Origin of the sequence: Psychrobacter sp. Ps6 (assembly GCF_022129235.1) — a bacterium.
Lineage (GTDB): Bacteria > Pseudomonadota > Gammaproteobacteria > Pseudomonadales > Moraxellaceae > Psychrobacter.
Map to the genome: position 1 here is coordinate 101125 of NZ_JADQAI010000007.1, position 18889 is coordinate 120013.

An 18889-nucleotide genomic window follows, 5' to 3' on the forward strand; every position below is an offset into this window, starting at 1 on the left:
AGTTTGCCGTTTTGAGTTGATTGTATAGTTTTAGAATTGACTCAAAACAAGGTAATAGTAGATACAAGCCCTTATTCATAGGTTTATTTATAAATAAGCGGGCCATACCAAAAAAGACAAAACCCCAATCTATGCGAATGCTGGATTGGGGTTTTTGTATGTGCACGCTTATCAATTTAGGCTTGCGGGGTGATTAGCTGGATATTAACAGATAACAGGTGCTACTTCTTACGGATAGTCGAGAGCTATTCAGTATGAGGCGTTTCAATTCGGCTAGCTTGCTCCTTGGATTTACTGTATTTGCGCAGTCTGATATACAAGGTTTTGGTGACGGTAGCAATGAGCTTTTGCTGTTCGTCTACGATATTGACTTTATATTCACGAAACACAGGTTCACCGTCTTTTGCTAACTCTTGAATGGTAATCACCTCAGAGCTAGGTATTTTCATTCGTGCTGTGACTCTGCTATTTCCCGGTGCGACAAAATCAATATGTGAGCTTTTGTCCCAGACCACATAGTTACTACCCAATTGATGCATCAGCATGAGCATATAGAAAGGATCAACCATGGAGTATAAGCTACCGCCGAATTGAGTACCGACGATATTTTTGTTGAGAGTGGTCAGTCCCATGCTGACCACACACAATCCCTGATCGAGGCTGATGTGGTCGATTTTGATGCCTGCGCCGATATAGGGTGCGTAAGTATTGAGTCGCAGCTTTAGTAGGTGCGGGGTCAGTAGCGGCATGATACTTTGCTTGGCTCTACGCTTCAAAGTCTCAAAATTGCTGGGTAGTACACTCATAAATCTATCCTGTTGCTTTTGTTGATTTTTCAGTGATATGGGTAACGCTGTTTTTTTAGTGCTTACTATTAGATGATAAACGACAAAGACATTTATCATAGTTAAAAATGACTGCGCTCGCTAGCCTTAAAGCGTAACTGGGCATAGTCTTTATAGTTATCACAAAGCGATATTTAGTATTTATTATAACTATCTTTAGTATTTAGTTATATGATAAAAAACATTCAGATGTAAGTCATTCTTAATAAAACTGGCCTTTGATTTAATTTTACGCCCAGATCGGCGCTGTTTTTTCCTAATAGTTTCCTATTAAGTTCATTCCTGTATCAATGAAAACTTTAGTTTATGTGTCATAACGATACATACAGTCTCTTTAATTTACCTTAAATTCGCATTTCCTTATCCCTTAACATACAATGGTTTTCCGTTTATTATGACCGATCGGTCATTTAGCGAATATCAAATTAAAATCCTTAGCCAATTAAAAATGCAATCAACACAAGGAAATGTGATGAGTAATATTCAGACCTCATCTTCAGGGTCTAACACGCCGCGACCAAACCCAACCAATCAAGACAGCGAATTGCCAGGTAGTTATATAGAGTTGCATAAGCCAAGCTCAAGTTTTGACAATCGTGATGCTTATTTGAATCATGAGTTGCAGATCATGCAGCCAAAACGCTGGCGTCCCAATTTACCGTTTCGCGACTATCGTTTTGAGTACGAAGATACTATTCCAGCAATGGCAGCGACCATCGGTAAAGTGGTTATGGTTGGCGCGATTGCAGCAACGTTTGCAGGGCCGCTAGGATTGGGTGATGCTTTTGTTCTAGAAAATGTACGCTATGAGCTGTTGATTGTGTCGTTCTTTATCGTTCTGTTTTCAGGGTTTTTGCTACCGACAGCCAACCTCGCTGGTACTCATGGGCCGCTTATTCCACTCATTCCCATTGTCGTGGCCGCTGGTGGTCATCCGATGGCATTTGGCTTGCTCATTGGAGCTTTTGGTCTGCTTCTCGCTATCAGTAAAGGGGGCAGTTTGCTGGCGAATTTGACCAGCAAAGGTGTCTGCGGTGGTCTGCTTATTTATTTAGGATTTATCGGTACGACATCACAAGTCAAGAATCTCTTTGCTTGGGCAGAAGGGATCGGTATGTCGCACATTGCATTCTTTATTATTTTGGCAACCATTCTGCTGTATGCATTGCTTGAGCATTGGCAAAAGCGCTGGCTTGCGGTTCCGCTCAGCTGTGTATTGGGCGGTGGTCTTGCCTTTGCCTTGGGCGCACCTTTTGAGTTTCAGACATCGCCAGGTCTACCAAACATGAATCCGATGTACTGGTGGGGCGAGAACACAGGTTGGATGTTGGGCCTGCCCACGATTGAAAGCTTCATTGTGGTATTGCCGTTTGCTATCTTGGCAGTTGCTATGTGGTCGCCAGACTTCTTAGGTCATCAAGTATTTCAAAAAATCAGCTATCCTAAGCGTACTGAAAAAGTGCTCATGGACATCGATGATACGATGACCAGCGCTTCATTTCGTCAGGTAGTGGGCTCTGTGCTAGGCGGTGCCAACTTTGCGTCATCTTGGGGTACTTATATTGTTCCTGCGGCGATTGCGAAACGTCCGATTCCTGCTGGTGCTTTATTGACAGCCTTATTTTGTATTATCGCGGGTATTTGGGGCTATCCAATGGATTTGGCCATTTGGCAACCAGTGATGTGCGTGGCATTGATCGTTGGGGTGTTTATTCCACTACTAGAGGCTGGTATAGAGATGACGCGCGAAGGTAAAACCACGCAGTCTGCTGCTATTGTGGTGTTTGCTTCTGCCTTGGTGAACCCAGCTTTTGGTTGGTCACTCACGCTATTGCTTGATAATTTGGGCTTGATTGGCTCAAAAGAGCGCAGCGCCAGTTTGACTAAAATGAGCCGCTGGATCATACCGGGTATCATGTTTGTGGTACTGACTGGCGTGATGGCTATCGTTGGTATGTTGCCGGGTATTCCAGCATTAATGGTAAACTTCCGTCATTAGACCATTCATGATTAGTATATGACCGAATAAACGAAGTCAGCATAACGCTGGCTTTTTTATGCGTGCTATTGGGGTAATAATCAGCTTGCAAAACCACGATTCCTGCCCCATAACTAGCAGTATTACTAAGATTTTTAAGAGCAATAAATTCTATGGTTACTGTCTCAGAATCGAGTCCTGTCGATGATAAAAAAGCCCGTCTTAAGCATCTGATCAAGAACCTGCCTAATTTGCCAGGAGTATATAAGATGCTGGGCAAAAACGGCGATATTTTATACGTTGGTAAAGCCAAGTCGCTAAAAAGCCGCGTGAATAGTTACTTTGCCAAGACAATTGATCATCCAAAGACGCGGGCGCTGGTGGCACGGATTCATAATATTGAGACCATTATCACGCGTAGTGAGACCGAAGCGCTGTTGCTCGAGCAGAACTTAATTAAAGAGTATCGTCCGCCTTATAACGTCTTGCTGCGTGATGATAAGTCGTATCTATACGTGTTTATCTCAGCGGATAAGCCTTATCCACGTTTGGCGTATGGACGCGGTAAAGGAAACCATCAAAAGGGCCGTTTCTTTGGCCCATTCCCCTCTGCCCATGCAGCAAAAGAAACACTGGTGTTGATGCAGAAAATGTTTCAAATGCGCCAATGTACCAACACCTTTTTTAAGCAGCGTCAGCGTCCTTGTCTGGAGTATCAGATTAAGCGTTGCCGTGCGCCTTGTGTAGGATTGGTATCGCCAGAAGAATATAAAGAGGACGTTAATAATACCATTCGCTTTTTGAAGGGCGATTCTAGCGATATTCATAGCACGCTGATTGAAAAGATGGAAGGGGCGGCTGAAGCGCTAGATTTTGAAAAAGCCGTCCTTTATCGTGATCAGCTGTCGATGCTACGCGAAGTGCAAGCAAAGCAGGCCGTCTATACGGTGCAAGGTGAGGCAGATGTGATAGCCATTGCCAGTCAAGCGGGCATGACGTGTGTCAATGTACTAACCGTACGCGGCGGCCGAGTATTGGGCGGCAAAAATTATTTCCCTGATGTAGACAGTAGCGAGCCGCTAGCAGATAACCTATCGGCTTTTATTACCTCGTTTTATTTCCAGGTGACGGACGATCTACCAGCCGAGATTATATTGAGTCATGAGATCCCCGATCAGGTGGCGGTCAGTGAAGCATTGGCAACGCATTTTGGCAATAAAGTGGTCATCAAAACCAATGTGCGTGAGCATCGCTCAGAGTGGCTGGACTTAGCAACGCTGAATACCAGTAATGCGCTAAAGACCAAGCTTGGTGATTATTTAGAATTGCACGCACGCTTTGGCGCGCTAAAAGATGTATTATCAGATGTGACAGACAGAACGGTCGATCGCATCGAATGTTTTGATATCTCGCATACCATGGGCGAGGCGACCATTGGTAGCTGCGTGGTGTTTGATCAAGGCGGCGCGCGCAGGCGTGACTACCGCCAGTATGCGATTCATGATATCCAAGGCGGCGATGACTATGCGGCAATGAAACAAGTACTGACACGGCGGTATAAAAAGCAGCCGTTGCCTGATTTACTGCTGATTGATGGTGGTAAGGGTCAGCTGAGTATGGCAAAAGAAGTACTGGTTGAATTGGGTATTCTTGGTGATACGTTGCTCATTGGTGTCGCGAAAGGAGAAGGGCGTAAAGCGGGACTCGAAGTCTTGCACTTCTTGGATCATGAGCCATTAGATTTGCCCATGGATAGCAAAGCGCTGCATTTATTGATGCATATTCGTGATGAGGCGCATCGTTTTGCCATTACTGCACACCGTAAAAAACGCGACAAGCGTCGTTCATCATCGGTGCTTGAGGTCATCCCGGGTCTGGGTGAAAAGCGCCGCCGCGATTTGCTCAATCACTTCGGCGGTATGCAGCAATTGCTTGGCGCGTCACAGCAGGAACTGGCAGGTGTGCAAGGCATTGGACCAGTACTGGCGAAGACGGTTTATAAAGTGCTGCATGAATAGCTTGATCCATTATTTCCACCATTAACTTGATAACGTCCAAAAAAAGGGGCTACCGCAGATAATTTAATTTATTTGCGGCAGCCCTTTTTTGAGTCAATCAAATACTATTGGTCAGTCTTCTCTACCTTATAAGTCACAAATTTAAAGCTTAAATCACTTTTTTCGTCATGCATCTGCTCAGACTCCTCAGCTACTTTATAACGTGCAGGTAGCTTAGGATAAAAAGCATCACCATTGGTAATGTCGGTGTCTACATGGGTCAGCTCAATGCGATCCGTGTACATCATGGCATCATTGAATATACGCTCACCGCCGATCACCCAAATGGTATCTAAATGCAGTCCATGTGCCAAACTTGCGGCATGCGTCAGGGCGTCATCTAAGTTGTGAACCACATGCGCATGGGCGTGTCCTACCAGTCCTTTTTGCTCTGCATAGTCCATCTGAGTGGAGACAATAAAGTTCACACGCTTTGGTAATGGTTTGCTACCCATTGATTCAAACGTCTTGCGACCCATGATGACGATGCCCTGCATATCGCTACTCGAGGCCGTATTCTGCGGGTCACGTGTGGTCAATTGTTTAAAATGCTGCAGGTCTGCTGAGATATGCCACGGCAGCTCATTGTTCTTACCGATACAGCGATTGCTACTTATGGCGGCGATTTGGGCAACTTCAGTGTGGGCATAACTCATAATGTGTCCTTTCTATTATATTTTTAAACGTCTGTATTTTAACTCACAGTCTTATTTATTGTCGTGCATGAGACGTATTTTAAACGGCAACTTTGGCTTTGATCGTCGGGTGAGACTCATAGTTATTGACGCTAATATCGTCGTATTCAAAAGCAAAAATATCTTTAACTTTTGGGTTCAGTGTTAATGTTGGCGGCGTATACAGCGAGCGTGTCAGTTGTAGCTCAGCTTGCGCGCGGTGGTTTTGGTAAATATGGCAATCACCACCTGTCCAAACAAATTCACCAACTTCTAGGCCGCAAACCTGCGCAACCATATGCGTCAATAACGCATAACTGGCAATGTTAAAGGGCACACCTAAAAAAAGATCAGCCGAACGTTGATATAGCTGGCAGGAGAGTTTACCGTCTGCGACAAAAAACTGAAACAGCGTATGACACGGCGGTAGTGCCACTTGCTCTGCTTCACCTGGATTCCAGCCTGATACAATCAAGCGGCGCGAGTTAGGGTTGGTTTTGATTTGCTCAACGACCTGTGCGACTTGATCGACACCATCATCGTTATAGCTGCCGTCTGCGCCTTTACTTGCACCATAGTTACGCCACTGATGACCATATACGGGACCTAAGTCGCCTGCAGGACGGTTAAAGCGTGCGGTCTGCTCCGCTGTCGCCCATTCATTCCAGATACGCACGCCATTGTCTTGCAAGTATTGAACGTGGGTGCTGCCACTCAAAAACCATAATAGCTCGTAGGCGATGGATTTGAAGTGGACTTTTTTGGTCGTCAATAGTGGAAAACCTGCCGCTAAGTCAAAACGCAGCTGTGCGCCGAAATGACTCAGCGTACCCGTACCCGTACGATCGCCTTTTTTAGTACCGTTGTCTAAGACGTGGCGCAGCAAATCAAGATACGCTTGCTCATTGTTACTTTGGGTGCCATTGCTCATAAAAGTGCTCTTTAATTACTGCTGACAGCGTCCACAGATTAGGCTAGTAATCCATATAGACGCTATCATTGTTAAAAGTATTGCTAGGGTATGCGTTATGAGGCGTACCCTCTTATTCAAGTGATTAATCGTTTTATCAGTAAGGCGAGACCCTTAGTAAGCGGCGTGCTTACCCCAATCATAGATACCGCGCTTATAAGCGTAACCGATTAAGAACAGACCGATAATAATCATCGGCGTGCTCAATATTTGCCCTTTGGTCACCCAACCTAACAAAATAAATCCTTGGTCAACGTCTGGCTGACGGAAGAACTCAATGATGAAGCGGCTCAAGCCATAGCCCAACATAAAGACACCCGTCACTGCCATGCGCGGACGAGGTTTTGATGAGTACCACCACAAGAATAAAAACAACAGCAGACCTTCGGCAAAGGCTTCATACAGTTGCGACGGGTGACGAGGCAATAAGTACTGACCATTGACCTCAGTCATCACCTCTTGTAGCTCAGGATTGGCTTGTAGTTGCTGCATATCAAAGCCAGCCGCTTGGGGAAAGTAGGTGAGCCAGTTATAGCCACCATCAGAAACACGGCCCCATAGCTCACCGTTGATATAGTTACCAATGCGACCAAACAGCAAACCCGTCGGTACGCAAGGCACGATAAAATCGAGCACTTGAAACGGGGTCTTTTTATATTTACGAGCAAAATACAGCATTCCCAGCATGACACCGATTAGGCCACCATGGAATGACATGCCGCCTTCCCAAACCTTGAAGAGGTAGGCTGGGTTTTGTAGCAACTCGCCAAATTGATAAAACAACACGTAACCGACACGACCACCCAAGATGACGCCCAGTGCACCAAAGAACACAAGATCTGAGACCATATCTGTCGTCCAGCCCTCACGCTTGGTGCTGCGATACCATGCCAGACCGTAAGCGGCAGCAAACGCCAGTAAATACATCAGCCCATACCAGTGGACTTCGACGGGCCCAAGTGCCAAGGCGACAGGATCGTACTGAGGATGAATCATCATAAGGGTGTCATAATATTGATAATAAAGTGCTGACTATAATAGCAAATTTCATGCGCCCAGCATACATAATTGCTCCAACCCAATCAGTGGGCGCTAGGAGATTGGCTACTGGTTTTGAGTGTCGTCGATAGATTGATAGGCTATGGATGTAAGAAATAAAGAGTGATAGATCTCAGATATAGTTGCAGTAACAAAAGAAAGTGTTGAAGTGACAATAGACGTGATTGATAGCGGACAGTCTAATAAGAGCATGACGTTCTTAGCACATAAAAGATATCCACTACCAAGTAAATAGGATTAAAACAGTTAGATAGCCACCAGTTCTTGTACTTTGTTTTCGATCATCGTATCGCCTGCACCTTGAGACACGACCTTACCGCGTGATAATACGGTATAGTTGTCAGCAAGCTCTTCAGCAAACTCATAAAACTGCTCGACCAGTACAATGGCCATGTCCCCTTTGTCAGCCAAGTCCCGAAGCACACGGCCGATATCTTTAATGATAGACGGCTGTATACCTTCGGTTGGCTCATCCAAAATCAGTACTGACGGCTCGGAGGCGAGCGCGCGAGCAATGGCTAGCTGCTGTTGCTGTCCACCAGATAAATCACCACCGCGACGATGTTTCATCTCATCAAGTACTGGGAAAATATCATATAAATGCTTAGGAACTTGCTTGGCTTTACTGCGTGAAAACTTTGCCATACCGATCAATATATTTTCTTCTACCGTCAGTGTCGAAAAGATATCGCGACCTTGCGGCACATAAGCCAGTCCTGCTCGCACACGCTGCTCGGGTGAGAGTTTGCTGATGTCTTGGTCATTGAGCAAAATTTGCCCTGATTTGATTGGTAATATCCCCATCAGGCATTTGAGTAACGTGGTTTTGCCCACGCCATTACGGCCAAGTACGACGCTGCACGCGCCTACATGCGCTGTGAACGAGACATCTCGTAAAATATGACTGCCGCCGTAATATTGATTGATACCATTGACTTGTAACATGACGGTCTCCTAATCTTTCAATGATTTTTAATATTTGCATGGTTTAGCGGCTTATTGGCTAACGATGTATTGAATTATTATCCAACTATCGACCCAGATAGGACTCAATCACCGCTTCATTGGCTTGCACTTCCGCTAAGGTGCCTTCCGCCAATATCGCCCCTTGGGCTAATACAGTGACTTTTTCACTAATGGCATCAATAAAAGTCATATCATGTTCGACCACCACTAAGGTATGGTTCTTTTTTAGGCGCAGGCACAGCTCGGCGGTATGCTCGGTTTCGGCGTCGGTCATACCAGCTACAGGCTCATCGAGCAAAATTAGCTTGGGACTTTGCATAAGGAGCATGCCAATCTCTAGCCACTGCTTTTGACCATGAGAGAGCAGGCCAGCTGGCTTATTGATTCTGTCAGTCAGGCGAATCTGCTGTAGGGTGGCATCGAGGGTGTCGCGAGTATCGGCATCAAGTTTATTGAACAAGCTTTTGACAACGCGCTTGTCTTTTGGCGCGGCAAGTAGCAAATTATCCATGACGGTGAAGTTTTCAAAGACAGTGGGTTTTTGAAATTTACGACCAATACCAGCCTCAGCGATTTCTTCAGTAGATAGGCTGGCAAGATTGTGCGTTTGACCAAAAAACACGCTGCCTTCGGTAGGGCGGGTTTTACCAGTGATGACATCCATCAGTGTGGTTTTGCCCGCGCCATTGGGGCCGATAATACAGCGTAGCTCACCTTCCTCAATATAGAGCGACAGATTGTTAAGGGCCCGAAACGAGTCAAACCAAACGCTTACCTCTTCTAGATATAGCGCAATACCATGGCTAAAATCAACGCCTGACGGCTTTGGATGGCTGCGGCCAGAGCCACCATGAGTACGCCCATACTCATTGGTTAGCTGCTCGGACGTTGTTGATTTATCAGTTAGCATTACTCTTTCTCCTTTTTAAAGCGGTCGAACAAGCCCATAATGCCATTGGGTAAAAACAACGTGACCACAACGAATAGCCCGCCCAATATCAATAGCCAAAACTCAGGGTAGGCGACCGTAAAGTAGGTTTTTACCGCGTTCACCACACCTGTTCCCAAAATAGCGCCAATTAAGCTGCCTCTACCACCAGTCGCGACCCAAACTGCCATTTCAATGGAGTTTACGGGATTCATTTCACTTGGATTGATAATGCCGACTTGCGGTACATAGAGCGCGCCTGCGACACCAGCAATGACAGCGGATAATACCCAAGCGGAGAGCTTGTACCATAGCGTGCGATAGCCTAAATACTGCAAGCGGTTTTCGCTATCGCGAATCGCACCCAATACGCGTCCATAAGGCTGGTTCATTAAATAACGCAGTCCCATGTAAGACACGAGGAGCGCCAAGGCAGTGACAAAACACAGCACCGCACGGGTTGAGGCAGCAGTAATGTCATAACCTAAGAGGGTGGTAAAACCGGTAAAGCCATTATTACCACCGAAGCCTGTTTCGTTACGGAAGAATAGCAACGCTGCGGCATAGACCATTGCTTGGGTGATGATGGAGAAATATACGCCTTTGATCTTGGAGCGAAAGGCAAAGAAGCCAAAGATAAAGGCAATCAGTCCTGGTACTAAGATCACCAATGCCATCGCCCACCAAAAATGCTGCGTGCCAGCCCAATACCACGGCATCTCAGTCCAGCTCAAAAAACGCATAAAATCAGGCAGACCATCGCCAGCAGCCTCACGCGTTAAGTACATACCAAAGGCATAACCACCCAATGCAAAATATAGACCATGTCCCAAGCTCAAAATACCAGCGTAGCCCCAAACGAGGTCTAAAGCCAAAGCCACCATCGCTAATGCCATGATCTTACCAATAAGCGTAATCCAGTAAGCTGAGAGATGAAAAGGTGAGGTCTCTGGCATAAGGTGTAGCCAAGGTAATATCAGTAGTATGGCAAAGCATAAACCGATTAAAATGGCGCTGCGCCGCGTGTCAGACAGTAATTTGGTCAATATCATAAGAGTCTCCTTATTCGACAAAGCGGCCTTTGAGCGCAAATAAACCTTGTGGCCGCTTCTGAATAAACAGAATCACAAGAACCAATAACACAATCTTGGCCAATACCGCACCAATGCCAATCTCAAGTACCGTGCCACTGACGCCAAGTCCTAAGGCGGCCAATACCGCGCCCCATACTTGTCCGACCCCGCCAACGACCACAACCAAAAACGTATCAATAATATACGTCTGACCCAGATCAGGACCCACGTTGCCCACTTGAGCAAGCGCACAACCAGCCATACCAGCCAGTCCAGAGCCCAAACCAAATGCCATCATATCGATGCGCGCAGAATGGATACCAACGGCACGTGCCATTTGACGGTTTTGAGTGACGGCGCGTATAAACAAACCAAAGCGGGTTTTGTTGAGCAAGTACACCAGTAGCGCCACGATGATGACCGTAAATACGATGATGGCAATACGGTTATAAGGCAGTACCAAACTTGATGACACTTGATAGGCGCCGCTGAGCCACGCCACATTGCTGACTTCAACGTTTTGCGCGCCAAAAATCATCCGTACCAACTGCATCAGAATGAGACTCACGCCAAAGGTTGCCAATAGCGTCTCCAGTTCACGACCATATAGCGGACGAATGACAATGCGCTCAATAATCATACCGATAACAGCACTGACTAAAAATGCAGCGGGAACAGCCGCAAGCAAATACCAGCCAACCATATCTGGCAGATAAGCTTGAAATAAATTTTGCACCATATAAGTGGTATACGCGCCAATCATAATCAGCTCACCATGCGCCATATTAATCACGCCAAGCAGTCCAAAAGTAATCGCAAGACCGAGTGCCGCGAGCAGTAAAATACTGGCCGTACTCATCCCAGTGAAAATATGACCTGTCCATGTGCTTATCTGAATACGGCGTGCCACGCTATCTCTGGCATCAATAAGTGCCGCCTCAAGCGTCGGATCTAAGTTGTCAGATGCAATGGCAGACTCAATATCGACCAATACCTGCGGGCTGTCGCTGTCAGCGAGTCGATTGACCGCTGCAATCTGAGTAGGTAGGTCGCCATTTTTGAAATCAATACGCGCCTGTAGTGCAGTTAATGCTTTTTGAACGTTGGCATTGTCTTCGTTTGCGGCGGCTGTTGTGATAATGGCTGGATCAACTTGGTCAATATTATCAGCCAAAATATCCACCGCTTGCAGGCGCTGTGCTGGCTTGTCAGACTCGAGCTTTACCTTGGCTTGTCCAAAAATAAGCGCGGATCGTAAGGCATTGGTCAGGGTGATTTGTGATAGATCACTTGGCCAATCGGTCGTTTCTTTTTTATCAGGATAAGTAAATAGTTGATCCTCTGCGTTGAGTAAATAAGTCTGTCCGCCGTTGCCTTGATACAGCTCATCATTGGCAATCAACTCAACAAAACTGTCCAAACTCTCAATTGACCCTGGCCAATCGCTTAGCATGGCTTGGCGCTTACTAAAATCGCCCGCCACAAATTGTTGGATAGCGTCGCCTGATGCAGCAGCTGAGGCTTGTGTAGGCGTAGTCAATGATCGCTCGTTATTTTTGCGTAGCGTGTCACTGCTATCGGTCATCGACTCTGAGGTGACAATGGCGATATTTGCCGATTGGGAATCGTTATCAGCATGGGCAGTGGCGGTTATGAATAACGCCATCAATGCAAGTAACCGTAGCGACGCATAGATGGAAAAACGAGCCGCGTGCCGCATGACTTTACTGACTGATGCTTTTGGACTATTACCATGTTCGGATGATGTTTGCCCTGCAAACGGGCGTAAAGTATGGCGCTGCATGTGCGGCTCCCTATTTTTACAGACAACAAACCCTTAGCCTCTGCTGCTTAGCGGACTAAGCAGCAGAAGTGATGATAAGGTTTTGAGGTGTTTAAAGTTTTGAAAATAAGTGTTGAAAATAAATGTGAAGAGTAGGCGTTGGCTTATTTATTTCATTTATCCATCTACCGACTATCTATGCATTTTTCAGTACAACTTTATTTAGGAGACCTTTTATTTAGGAATGTATTCACTCCATGGCTGCGCTTGGATAACTTCTGGCGTTTTGTAAATAATGTCAAATTGACCATCGGTACGAATTTGTCCAATCATCACAGGTTTCCATAAATGATGATTTTCGTCATCCATCTTTAGGGTGTAGCCAGAAGGTGCATCAAAGGTTTGTCCTGCCATACTAATACGGACTTTATCGACATTGGTGGTGCCTGCTTTTTCGACAGCTTGTTTCCACATATTGATACCCACATAGGTGGCTTCCATAGGATCATTGGTCACGACTTTGTCAGCATTTGGTAGTTTTTTCTCCAGCGCGTATTGCTTATAGCGTTTGGTGAAATCGCTATTGGTTGGGTTTTTGATCGACATAAAATAGTTCCATGCCGCCAAATGACCTTGTAGCAAGCTGGTATCGATACCGCGTAGCTCTTCTTCACCAACCGAGAATGCCATGACGGGAATGTCCGAGGCTTTGATACCTTGGTTGGCAAGCTCACGATAAAACGGCACGTTTGAGTCGCCATTAATAGTAGAGATCACCGCAGTCTTTTTACCTGTTGAGAATTTCTTAATATTAGAGACGATGGTTTGATAGTTGCTAAAACCAAATGGCGTGTACTCCTCCATGATGTCTGCATCGGCCACGCCTTTTGATTTCAAAAATGCCTTTAGAATCTGGTTGGTGGTTCGTGGATATACGTAATCCGTACCCAATAATACAAAGCGCTCTGCACCGCCGCCTTCTTCACTCATCAAATACTCTACCGCTGGAATCGCTTGCTGGTTGGGCGCCGCGCCAGTATAAAAGATGTTTTCTGATTGCTCTTGGCCTTCGTACTGCACTGGATAGAACATCAAGCCGTTCAGCTCTTCAACCACTGGCAATACTGACTTACGCGATACTGATGTCCAACCACCAAAGATGACATCGACTTTATCTTGAGTAAGTAGCTGGCGGGCTTTTTCAGCAAACAATGGCCAATCAGAGGCAGGGTCGACGACTACTGGCTCTAGTTGCTTACCGAGTACGCCGCCATTGGCGTTGATCTCATCAATGGTCATGAGTGCAGTGTCTTTTAGCGAAGTTTCAGAAATGGCCATGGTGCCAGATAGCGAGTGCAAGATGCCCACTTTGATCGTATCGCCATCAGCGGCAGGAGTGGTCGTTGTCTGTGTCGTGGTTTCAGCCGTTGTCTCTGTCGATGCCGCAGTTTCGGCAGGCTTTTGACAGCCAGCGAGGCTCAGACTACCAACGACGGCAATTGCTAGTAACGACAAGCGTGATTTGATTTTGCCGTGTAGGTGAGCGTCAACAAACTGAGGGTTAGCTAAAGTTGGTAACGAAAACATGGACATCTCCTAAATAGACACAAAAGGTAAAATACTGCTCCTGAACAGTTATTAAGCGTTCAAGTTCCGTGCCAAGTCAAAAAAGCCAATAATCACGTAATAATTGAGCAATAATTAAATATTGTCTGTCATTTTCGTTAATTTAGTGCACGATTGTTAATAAGCCGCACCATAACGGGGAAGGAGATAAAAAATTGGTGCAATGTAAAAAAAAGTCATGGCATAGAAAAGAGCTGACATAAGCACAGAGGTTGCTAAAAGCACTTATTGCTAAAAAGCTGCAAAACGGCTACGGTAATGCCTATAGAATAGACATTATTTCACATACGTATCTCGTAAATGGATTACGCTGACGCCATGATTGATTTCACTTCTAAGGAAAGATATATGAACGCATATTTAACCGAGTGGTCTGGCCTAACAGCTCCTGCTCGCACCTCATCATGGCGCTCGCAACGATCGCGCCTTATGGTTTTGCCACTTGTGCTTGGTGGCAGTACGGTATTAGGGTTACCCGTCGCCCAAGCGGCCACGAGTAGTATCGAGCAAGTGACGGTTTATCAAGGCTTGGCGAGTGTGACACGTTCATTGCCGATCACAGGTAGTGGTGAGCAAATCGTTATATTTTCGTGCCTGTCACCTTATATAGATAAAGACAGTTTGAGCGTACAGGCGGTGGGTAATGTCAGTATTGGTGAAATCAGTATTGAAGAGTTAACAGGAGAGCAAGCAATCCAGTGCCAATATCAAGGCGATGCCGAGGTGCAAACACAACAAAATACCTTAGCTAGTATTAATGCGGAATTAGAAGCGGCGCGCTTAGCAAAAGCCTATTTGCAAAATTTGACCACAGTTACGCAACTCAACACCGAAGGGACTATCGCCAACAACACACGCGATATAGAGACTCAAGCGGTAAGTCTTAACCAAAAGATTTTGGACATTCAGCAGCGCCAAGCACGCGCCCAAGACGCACTAAATCAGCTCATGGCAGGCAGCGCCACATCAACCTCCAATAATGTGACACAGGTGAGTGTACGCACTGCCAGTCGCGCGCCAAGTAGCATTAAATTGCATTATCAAGTACAAGGCGCAGGGTGGGAGCCCACCTATCAGGCACGCCTCAACACCAATAGCGAGCAGCTAAATATCACCGCCTCTGCGATTATCGCCCAACAAACCGGCGAGAACTGGACCAACGTTCCTGTCACTCTCAGTACGGCCAATCCCAACCAGCGCGCGACAGGACGACTGCCTCATGTGCCGCGCCTATCACTCTATGAAGAAAACCAAAATGTTGAGTATGCAATACCTATGTCGGATAACATGCCTGTCGTAGTATCTGCCAGAGAGGGCTATAGCGACGATTCTAGAGCACCAAATATGGCACCACTGCCGAACTTTACGGTCAATAGCCAAAACAAAAACGGTATCATTGAGTATCGCTTGCCGCAGCGAGTGACGATACCCAGTGGTGGCAGGCGAGTGCGCACTGTCATTGGTGAGCAATCTGGCAGCAGTAAGCTGTGGGTTCGTAGTACCCCAAGCGTTGAGACGGCGGCCTATTGGTACGCATCAGCGCCGTTCTTGACGCCAGAGTGGGTAGATGGCTCACTACAGCTGTACCGTGATGACAATTATGTTGGACAATCGCGCTATAACTATCAGATGTTAAAAGAGCAGGGGATTGGTTTTGGTCGTGATCCAAGCATGATGGTCAAAGAGCTGATCAATGAAGACAAGCAAGGGGAAAAAGGCGTGTTAAACCGTACACAAACCTTAACAACGACTAAGGCCTATCAATTTACCAATCAGCATAACCGTCCTGTGCGTTTGCAAGTATTGGGTAGCGAGCCTATCAGCCGTGATGATAGCCTGAAAGTTACGGTCACGCACACGCCGCCTGTCACGGAGCGTAATTGGAATGACAATCAAGGCATGGTAGCGTGGGAGTTTAACGTGCCAAGTAAGCAGTCACAGGTGATACGTACAACATCCCAAATCAGTTACCCTGCCAATAAAATATTGAGTGGTGATCGATAAATGATACTTGCTGAGCAAATCAGTTTTAAGCGATGATGTTTATTTTTACCAAAAATCTCGCGCCCAACAAACCATTATAAAAGGAATCCTATGTGTATTGTCGCCATTGCTTGGCAGTTGTTTGACGAGCTGCCATTAGTACTCTTGTCCAATCGCGATGAGTTTTTGCAGCGTCCGACGGAGCCTCTGCATCAATGGTCTGATCAGCCGATTTATGCAGGGCGTGATAATCAAAGTGGCGGTACGTGGTTGGGTGTTCATCAGCAAGCGTCACAAACGAAAAAGTCGGAATATTATGAACAAAATGGACGTTGGGCTGCGGTATTAAACTTTCGCGATGGTGTGCAGGCAGGCATTAATGAGCGTTCTCGTGGTGAGTTGGTCACGCGTTTTTTGACCAGTACGCTCAGTCCGATGGCGTTTGCACGGCAGATTGAATTACAAGCTTATGCAGGTTTCAATTTGATTATCGGTGACGCTCGGCAAGCGGTAATCGTTAATAATCGCGGTCATGCACCTACGCCACTGCATACAGGTCTACACGTACTTTCTAACGGTCAGCCAGAGGACAGTTGGTTTAAGACTGAGCGGTTGCGTGGTCGTTTGCGCCAAGAAGTGCTACCGCTAATTGCTGAGGACAGCGCGGCTAGCTACTGGCAAGCAGCTGCATTCAATGTGTTGTCAGATAATACCAAGGCACCAGCCGATCAGTTACCAGATACAGGGATGAGCACTGAGCTTGAGCAAACCTTATCGTCTGTTTATATTGAGCCTGTGAGCTTTGGCAATACTAATACCAGCAAGCCTACTTATGGCACACGAACACAGAGTATTTTAACTTTGAGGCAAGAGAAGGAAAAAGGTTCAGAGTTTACCGCGCACATTGTCAGTCGAGAGTATCCGCATTCAGTGGCTAGTGAGTAAAAACTTATTATTCAATGTCAGTGATAAATTCTACTGATTTCACGAGAACCTATACACCATTATTAAAACCATTCACACAAAAAAGCCTGTATCACTGGATACAGGCTTTTCATTGTTTGTATAAAAGGTAAAAGGACATTTTAAAAATTAAGACTGAATCAAATGATTGTTTTGCTCAGGAATGATCAGTTCTTGCTTTAAGGGAAGTTCTCGTACCAATTCTTGTAAGGCGCGACGATAAACACCTCGTTTAAAGTGAATCACTTGTCCGAGTGGATACCAGTAGCTGACCCATTGCCAATGGTCAAATTCAGGTTTCCCTTCATCAAAGCGGATATGTTGGGTATTCGGCTCATCTAAGCGTAGCAAAAACCATTTTTGTTTTTGCCCAATACATAAGGGATGCTGGCCATGGCGTACGTAACGTTTTGGCAGACGATAGCGCAGCCAGTCTTGAGTGACTGCCAATAAGTCCACATGACGCGGATGTAAACCGACCTCTTCCCAGAGTTCGCGATACATTGCATCCATCGGCGTCTCCCCGCGGTCGATACCACCCTGCGGAAATTGCCAAGCGTTGTGACCAATACGTTTTGCCCACAGAACCTGCCCTTGTGTATTTGCCAAGATGATGCCGACATTGGCGCGAAAGCCGTCTGCATCTATCATGACTAAACCTTTTAATTTGTTTAAAAATAGCTCGTTTCGAATTAAAACCATGATAGCAATCGTAATTATTATAAGGTGATTGTTATCGATATCAGCTCAAAACAAGATTCATTACCGTTATTAAACCAAGAAACAAGCAAAATGTGTAACAGTATTTTGCTATAAAATGTTTCACGAGTTTTACCCTTTAAAATCAACTATTTATAAACAGACTTTTGTAGGTTTTTTAAATAAAAATTTAATAAATATCGATGCGAGTAACGATAGCTGCATAGTGCTCAAATCATTTATTAAAAAAGAGGGTAAAACCAAGAAATTGTTTTCTCACGACACCATAGCCAAACAATGGCTTTATAAAATCTTGCTTTGGCTTATGCTACACTAGCAAAGCTGCATATATTTCAAACAATAAAAATAGGCAATATGCCAATTAAAGTAAGGAACATTTACAATGTCAGAATCAAAAGCAAGCGTCACATGGCAAGAAAACAAAGCCTTTATGGGCGTGTCACCATCAGGACATAACGTACAAATCGATGCGGACAAAGAAAAGGGCTCAAGCCCAATGGAGCTAGTCTTACTAGGGCTGGGTGGTTGTGCGAGCTACGATGTGGTGTCAATTCTTCAAAAATCACGTCAAGCAGTGACGGATGTGCGTTGTGAACTAACTGCGCAACGTGCCGAAACCACACCAGCCGTTTACACCGATATTCACCTGCATTTTGTGGTCACTGGTCAAGACATTAAAGACAAACAGGTTGAAAAAGCCATTCATTTATCCGCAGAAAAATACTGCTCAGCCAGTCGCATGCTGGTCGCGGGTGGGGTTAATATCACCCATGATTTTGAAGTGATTGCAGGCTAAGGACTTATATAATGATCAGTGCATTTTTTGACTTGGTTTCTGATAAAGTTGCGTCTGCCATTTGGGCGATGGTGGTAGCGAGCTTACTGCCATGGGCTGTATCAATAATTGCAAAAGTATCTGGCGGCTTTAGGGTCAGAAATAATGCACATCCTCGCGATTTTTTTAAAAATGCAACAGGGATGATGGCACGTGCTGATGCTGCACAAAAAAACAGCTATGAGACTTTGCCGGTATTTTTGGCGGCAGTGCTGGTGGCTATGCTGTTCTTCGTACCGCAATCGATCATTAATGTGTTGGCTTGGCTCTATGTGATCATACGAATTGGTTATTGCACCGCTTATATCACCAACTTATCGACGTTTCGCTCTATTCTCTGGGTGTTATCCATGGCATGCTGTCTGATGCTGTTTTATCTGGCGATACGAGTCAGTGTATAGCATTACCTGTCTATATTTACCAAGTAGA

Annotated in this window: 15 protein-coding genes and 1 pseudogene; 6 read left to right on the forward strand and 10 right to left on the reverse strand. The window is 45.6% G+C overall.

Going from position 1 to position 18889, the window contains the following annotated elements; translation table 11 throughout:
• Positions 1-245: 245 nt before the first annotated feature.
• A complete protein-coding gene (locus tag I3255_RS09605; RefSeq protein WP_238038635.1) occupies positions 246-806 on the reverse strand; it encodes a DUF4442 domain-containing protein in 561 nt (186 codons plus the stop codon).
• A gap of 511 nt (positions 807-1317) precedes the next feature.
• On the opposite strand from I3255_RS09605, the gene I3255_RS09610 reads away from it, so the two are divergent.
• Both I3255_RS09610 and uvrC read left to right on the forward strand, forming a co-directional pair.
• Positions 1318-2844 carry a DUF3360 family protein gene (locus tag I3255_RS09610; RefSeq protein ID WP_238038636.1) on the forward strand — a complete coding sequence of 509 codons (1527 nt, stop codon included), beginning with the start codon at positions 1318-1320 and terminating at the stop codon, positions 2842-2844.
• 152 nt (positions 2845-2996) lie between these two features.
• Positions 2997-4841: an excinuclease ABC subunit UvrC gene (uvrC, locus tag I3255_RS09615; protein WP_238038637.1), complete on the forward strand. Its 1845-nt coding sequence runs from the start codon at positions 2997-2999 to the stop codon at positions 4839-4841.
• 104 nt (positions 4842-4945) lie between these two features.
• Here the strand turns inward: uvrC and I3255_RS09620 are convergent, their stop codons facing one another.
• The 8 genes and pseudogenes from I3255_RS09620 to urtA form a co-directional block, all read right to left on the reverse strand.
• Positions 4946-5536: a dihydrofolate reductase gene (locus I3255_RS09620; protein ID WP_238038638.1), complete on the reverse strand. Its 591-nt coding sequence runs from the start codon at positions 5534-5536 to the stop codon at positions 4946-4948.
• A 79-nt stretch (positions 5537-5615) separates the two neighbouring features.
• A complete protein-coding gene (locus tag I3255_RS09625) occupies positions 5616-6485 on the reverse strand; it encodes a thymidylate synthase (protein WP_238038639.1) in 870 nt (289 codons plus the stop codon).
• A gap of 153 nt (positions 6486-6638) precedes the next feature.
• On the reverse strand, positions 6639-7523 hold the full coding sequence (lgt, locus tag I3255_RS09630) for a prolipoprotein diacylglyceryl transferase (protein ID WP_075106443.1): 885 nt from the start codon (positions 7521-7523) through the stop codon (positions 6639-6641).
• 306 nt (positions 7524-7829) lie between these two features.
• Positions 7830-8528 (reverse strand): urea ABC transporter ATP-binding subunit UrtE, encoded by a 699-nt coding sequence (gene urtE, locus I3255_RS09635; protein WP_238038640.1) that lies wholly within the window; start codon positions 8526-8528, stop codon positions 7830-7832.
• Between the two features lie 85 nt (positions 8529-8613).
• Positions 8614-9360: pseudogene (gene urtD / locus I3255_RS09640) on the reverse strand (urea ABC transporter ATP-binding protein UrtD); the annotation flags it as partial.
• Positions 9361-9458: 98 nt separating this feature from the next.
• Positions 9459-10529 carry an urea ABC transporter permease subunit UrtC gene (gene urtC, locus I3255_RS09645; protein WP_238038642.1) on the reverse strand — a complete coding sequence of 357 codons (1071 nt, stop codon included), beginning with the start codon at positions 10527-10529 and terminating at the stop codon, positions 9459-9461.
• A gap of 10 nt (positions 10530-10539) precedes the next feature.
• Positions 10540-12135, reverse strand: a complete 1596-nt coding sequence (gene urtB, locus I3255_RS09650; RefSeq protein ID WP_238038689.1) for an urea ABC transporter permease subunit UrtB — start codon at positions 12133-12135, stop codon at positions 10540-10542.
• A gap of 432 nt (positions 12136-12567) precedes the next feature.
• Positions 12568-13920: an urea ABC transporter substrate-binding protein gene (urtA, locus tag I3255_RS09655; protein WP_238038643.1), complete on the reverse strand. Its 1353-nt coding sequence runs from the start codon at positions 13918-13920 to the stop codon at positions 12568-12570.
• Between the two features lie 387 nt (positions 13921-14307).
• Here urtA and I3255_RS09660 point away from each other — a divergent pair, with 387 nt between their 5' ends.
• Entirely contained in the window at positions 14308-15963 is a 1656-nt protein-coding gene (locus tag I3255_RS09660; RefSeq protein WP_238038644.1) for a DUF4139 domain-containing protein, read from the forward strand.
• 90 nt (positions 15964-16053) lie between these two features.
• The gene (locus I3255_RS09665; RefSeq protein WP_238038645.1) at positions 16054-16887 is read left to right on the forward strand and encodes an NRDE family protein; all 834 of its coding nucleotides are present in this window, start codon (positions 16054-16056) and stop codon (positions 16885-16887) included.
• A 147-nt stretch (positions 16888-17034) separates the two neighbouring features.
• On the opposite strand, the gene I3255_RS09670 is transcribed toward I3255_RS09665, so the two are convergent.
• Positions 17035-17556: an RNA pyrophosphohydrolase gene (locus tag I3255_RS09670; RefSeq protein ID WP_114701778.1), complete on the reverse strand. Its 522-nt coding sequence runs from the start codon at positions 17554-17556 to the stop codon at positions 17035-17037.
• Positions 17557-18007: 451 nt separating this feature from the next.
• On the opposite strand from I3255_RS09670, the gene I3255_RS09675 reads away from it, so the two are divergent.
• Positions 18008-18421 (forward strand): OsmC family protein, encoded by a 414-nt coding sequence (locus I3255_RS09675; RefSeq protein ID WP_075106436.1) that lies wholly within the window; start codon positions 18008-18010, stop codon positions 18419-18421.
• A 14-nt stretch (positions 18422-18435) separates the two neighbouring features.
• Positions 18436-18861, forward strand: a complete 426-nt coding sequence (locus tag I3255_RS09680; protein ID WP_238038690.1) for an MAPEG family protein — start codon at positions 18436-18438, stop codon at positions 18859-18861.
• Positions 18862-18889 lie beyond the last annotated feature (28 nt).

What these genes read in the sequence shown, in the direction of transcription:
- I3255_RS09660 (WP_238038644.1), top strand. Translation starts at nt 14,308, where the DNA reads ATGAACGCATATTTAACCGAGTGGTCTGGCCTAACAGCTCCTGCTCGC.
- I3255_RS09670 (WP_114701778.1), bottom strand. Translation starts at nt 17,556, where the DNA reads ATGATAGATGCAGACGGCTTTCGCGCCAATGTCGGCATCATCTTGGCA.
- I3255_RS09665 (WP_238038645.1), top strand. Translation starts at nt 16,054, where the DNA reads ATGTGTATTGTCGCCATTGCTTGGCAGTTGTTTGACGAGCTGCCATTA.
- I3255_RS09610 (WP_238038636.1), top strand. Translation starts at nt 1,318, where the DNA reads ATGAGTAATATTCAGACCTCATCTTCAGGGTCTAACACGCCGCGACCA.
- urtB (WP_238038689.1), bottom strand. Translation starts at nt 12,135, where the DNA reads ATGACCGATAGCAGTGACACGCTACGCAAAAATAACGAGCGATCATTG.
- I3255_RS09675 (WP_075106436.1), top strand. Translation starts at nt 18,008, where the DNA reads ATGTCAGAATCAAAAGCAAGCGTCACATGGCAAGAAAACAAAGCCTTT.
- I3255_RS09620 (WP_238038638.1), bottom strand. Translation starts at nt 5,536, where the DNA reads ATGAGTTATGCCCACACTGAAGTTGCCCAAATCGCCGCCATAAGTAGC.
- uvrC (WP_238038637.1), top strand. Translation starts at nt 2,997, where the DNA reads ATGGTTACTGTCTCAGAATCGAGTCCTGTCGATGATAAAAAAGCCCGT.
- I3255_RS09625 (WP_238038639.1), bottom strand. Translation starts at nt 6,485, where the DNA reads ATGAGCAATGGCACCCAAAGTAACAATGAGCAAGCGTATCTTGATTTG.
- lgt (WP_075106443.1), bottom strand. Translation starts at nt 7,523, where the DNA reads ATGATGATTCATCCTCAGTACGATCCTGTCGCCTTGGCACTTGGGCCC.
- I3255_RS09605 (WP_238038635.1), bottom strand. Translation starts at nt 806, where the DNA reads ATGAGTGTACTACCCAGCAATTTTGAGACTTTGAAGCGTAGAGCCAAG.
- urtE (WP_238038640.1), bottom strand. Translation starts at nt 8,528, where the DNA reads ATGTTACAAGTCAATGGTATCAATCAATATTACGGCGGCAGTCATATT.
- urtA (WP_238038643.1), bottom strand. Translation starts at nt 13,920, where the DNA reads ATGTTTTCGTTACCAACTTTAGCTAACCCTCAGTTTGTTGACGCTCAC.
- urtC (WP_238038642.1), bottom strand. Translation starts at nt 10,529, where the DNA reads ATGATATTGACCAAATTACTGTCTGACACGCGGCGCAGCGCCATTTTA.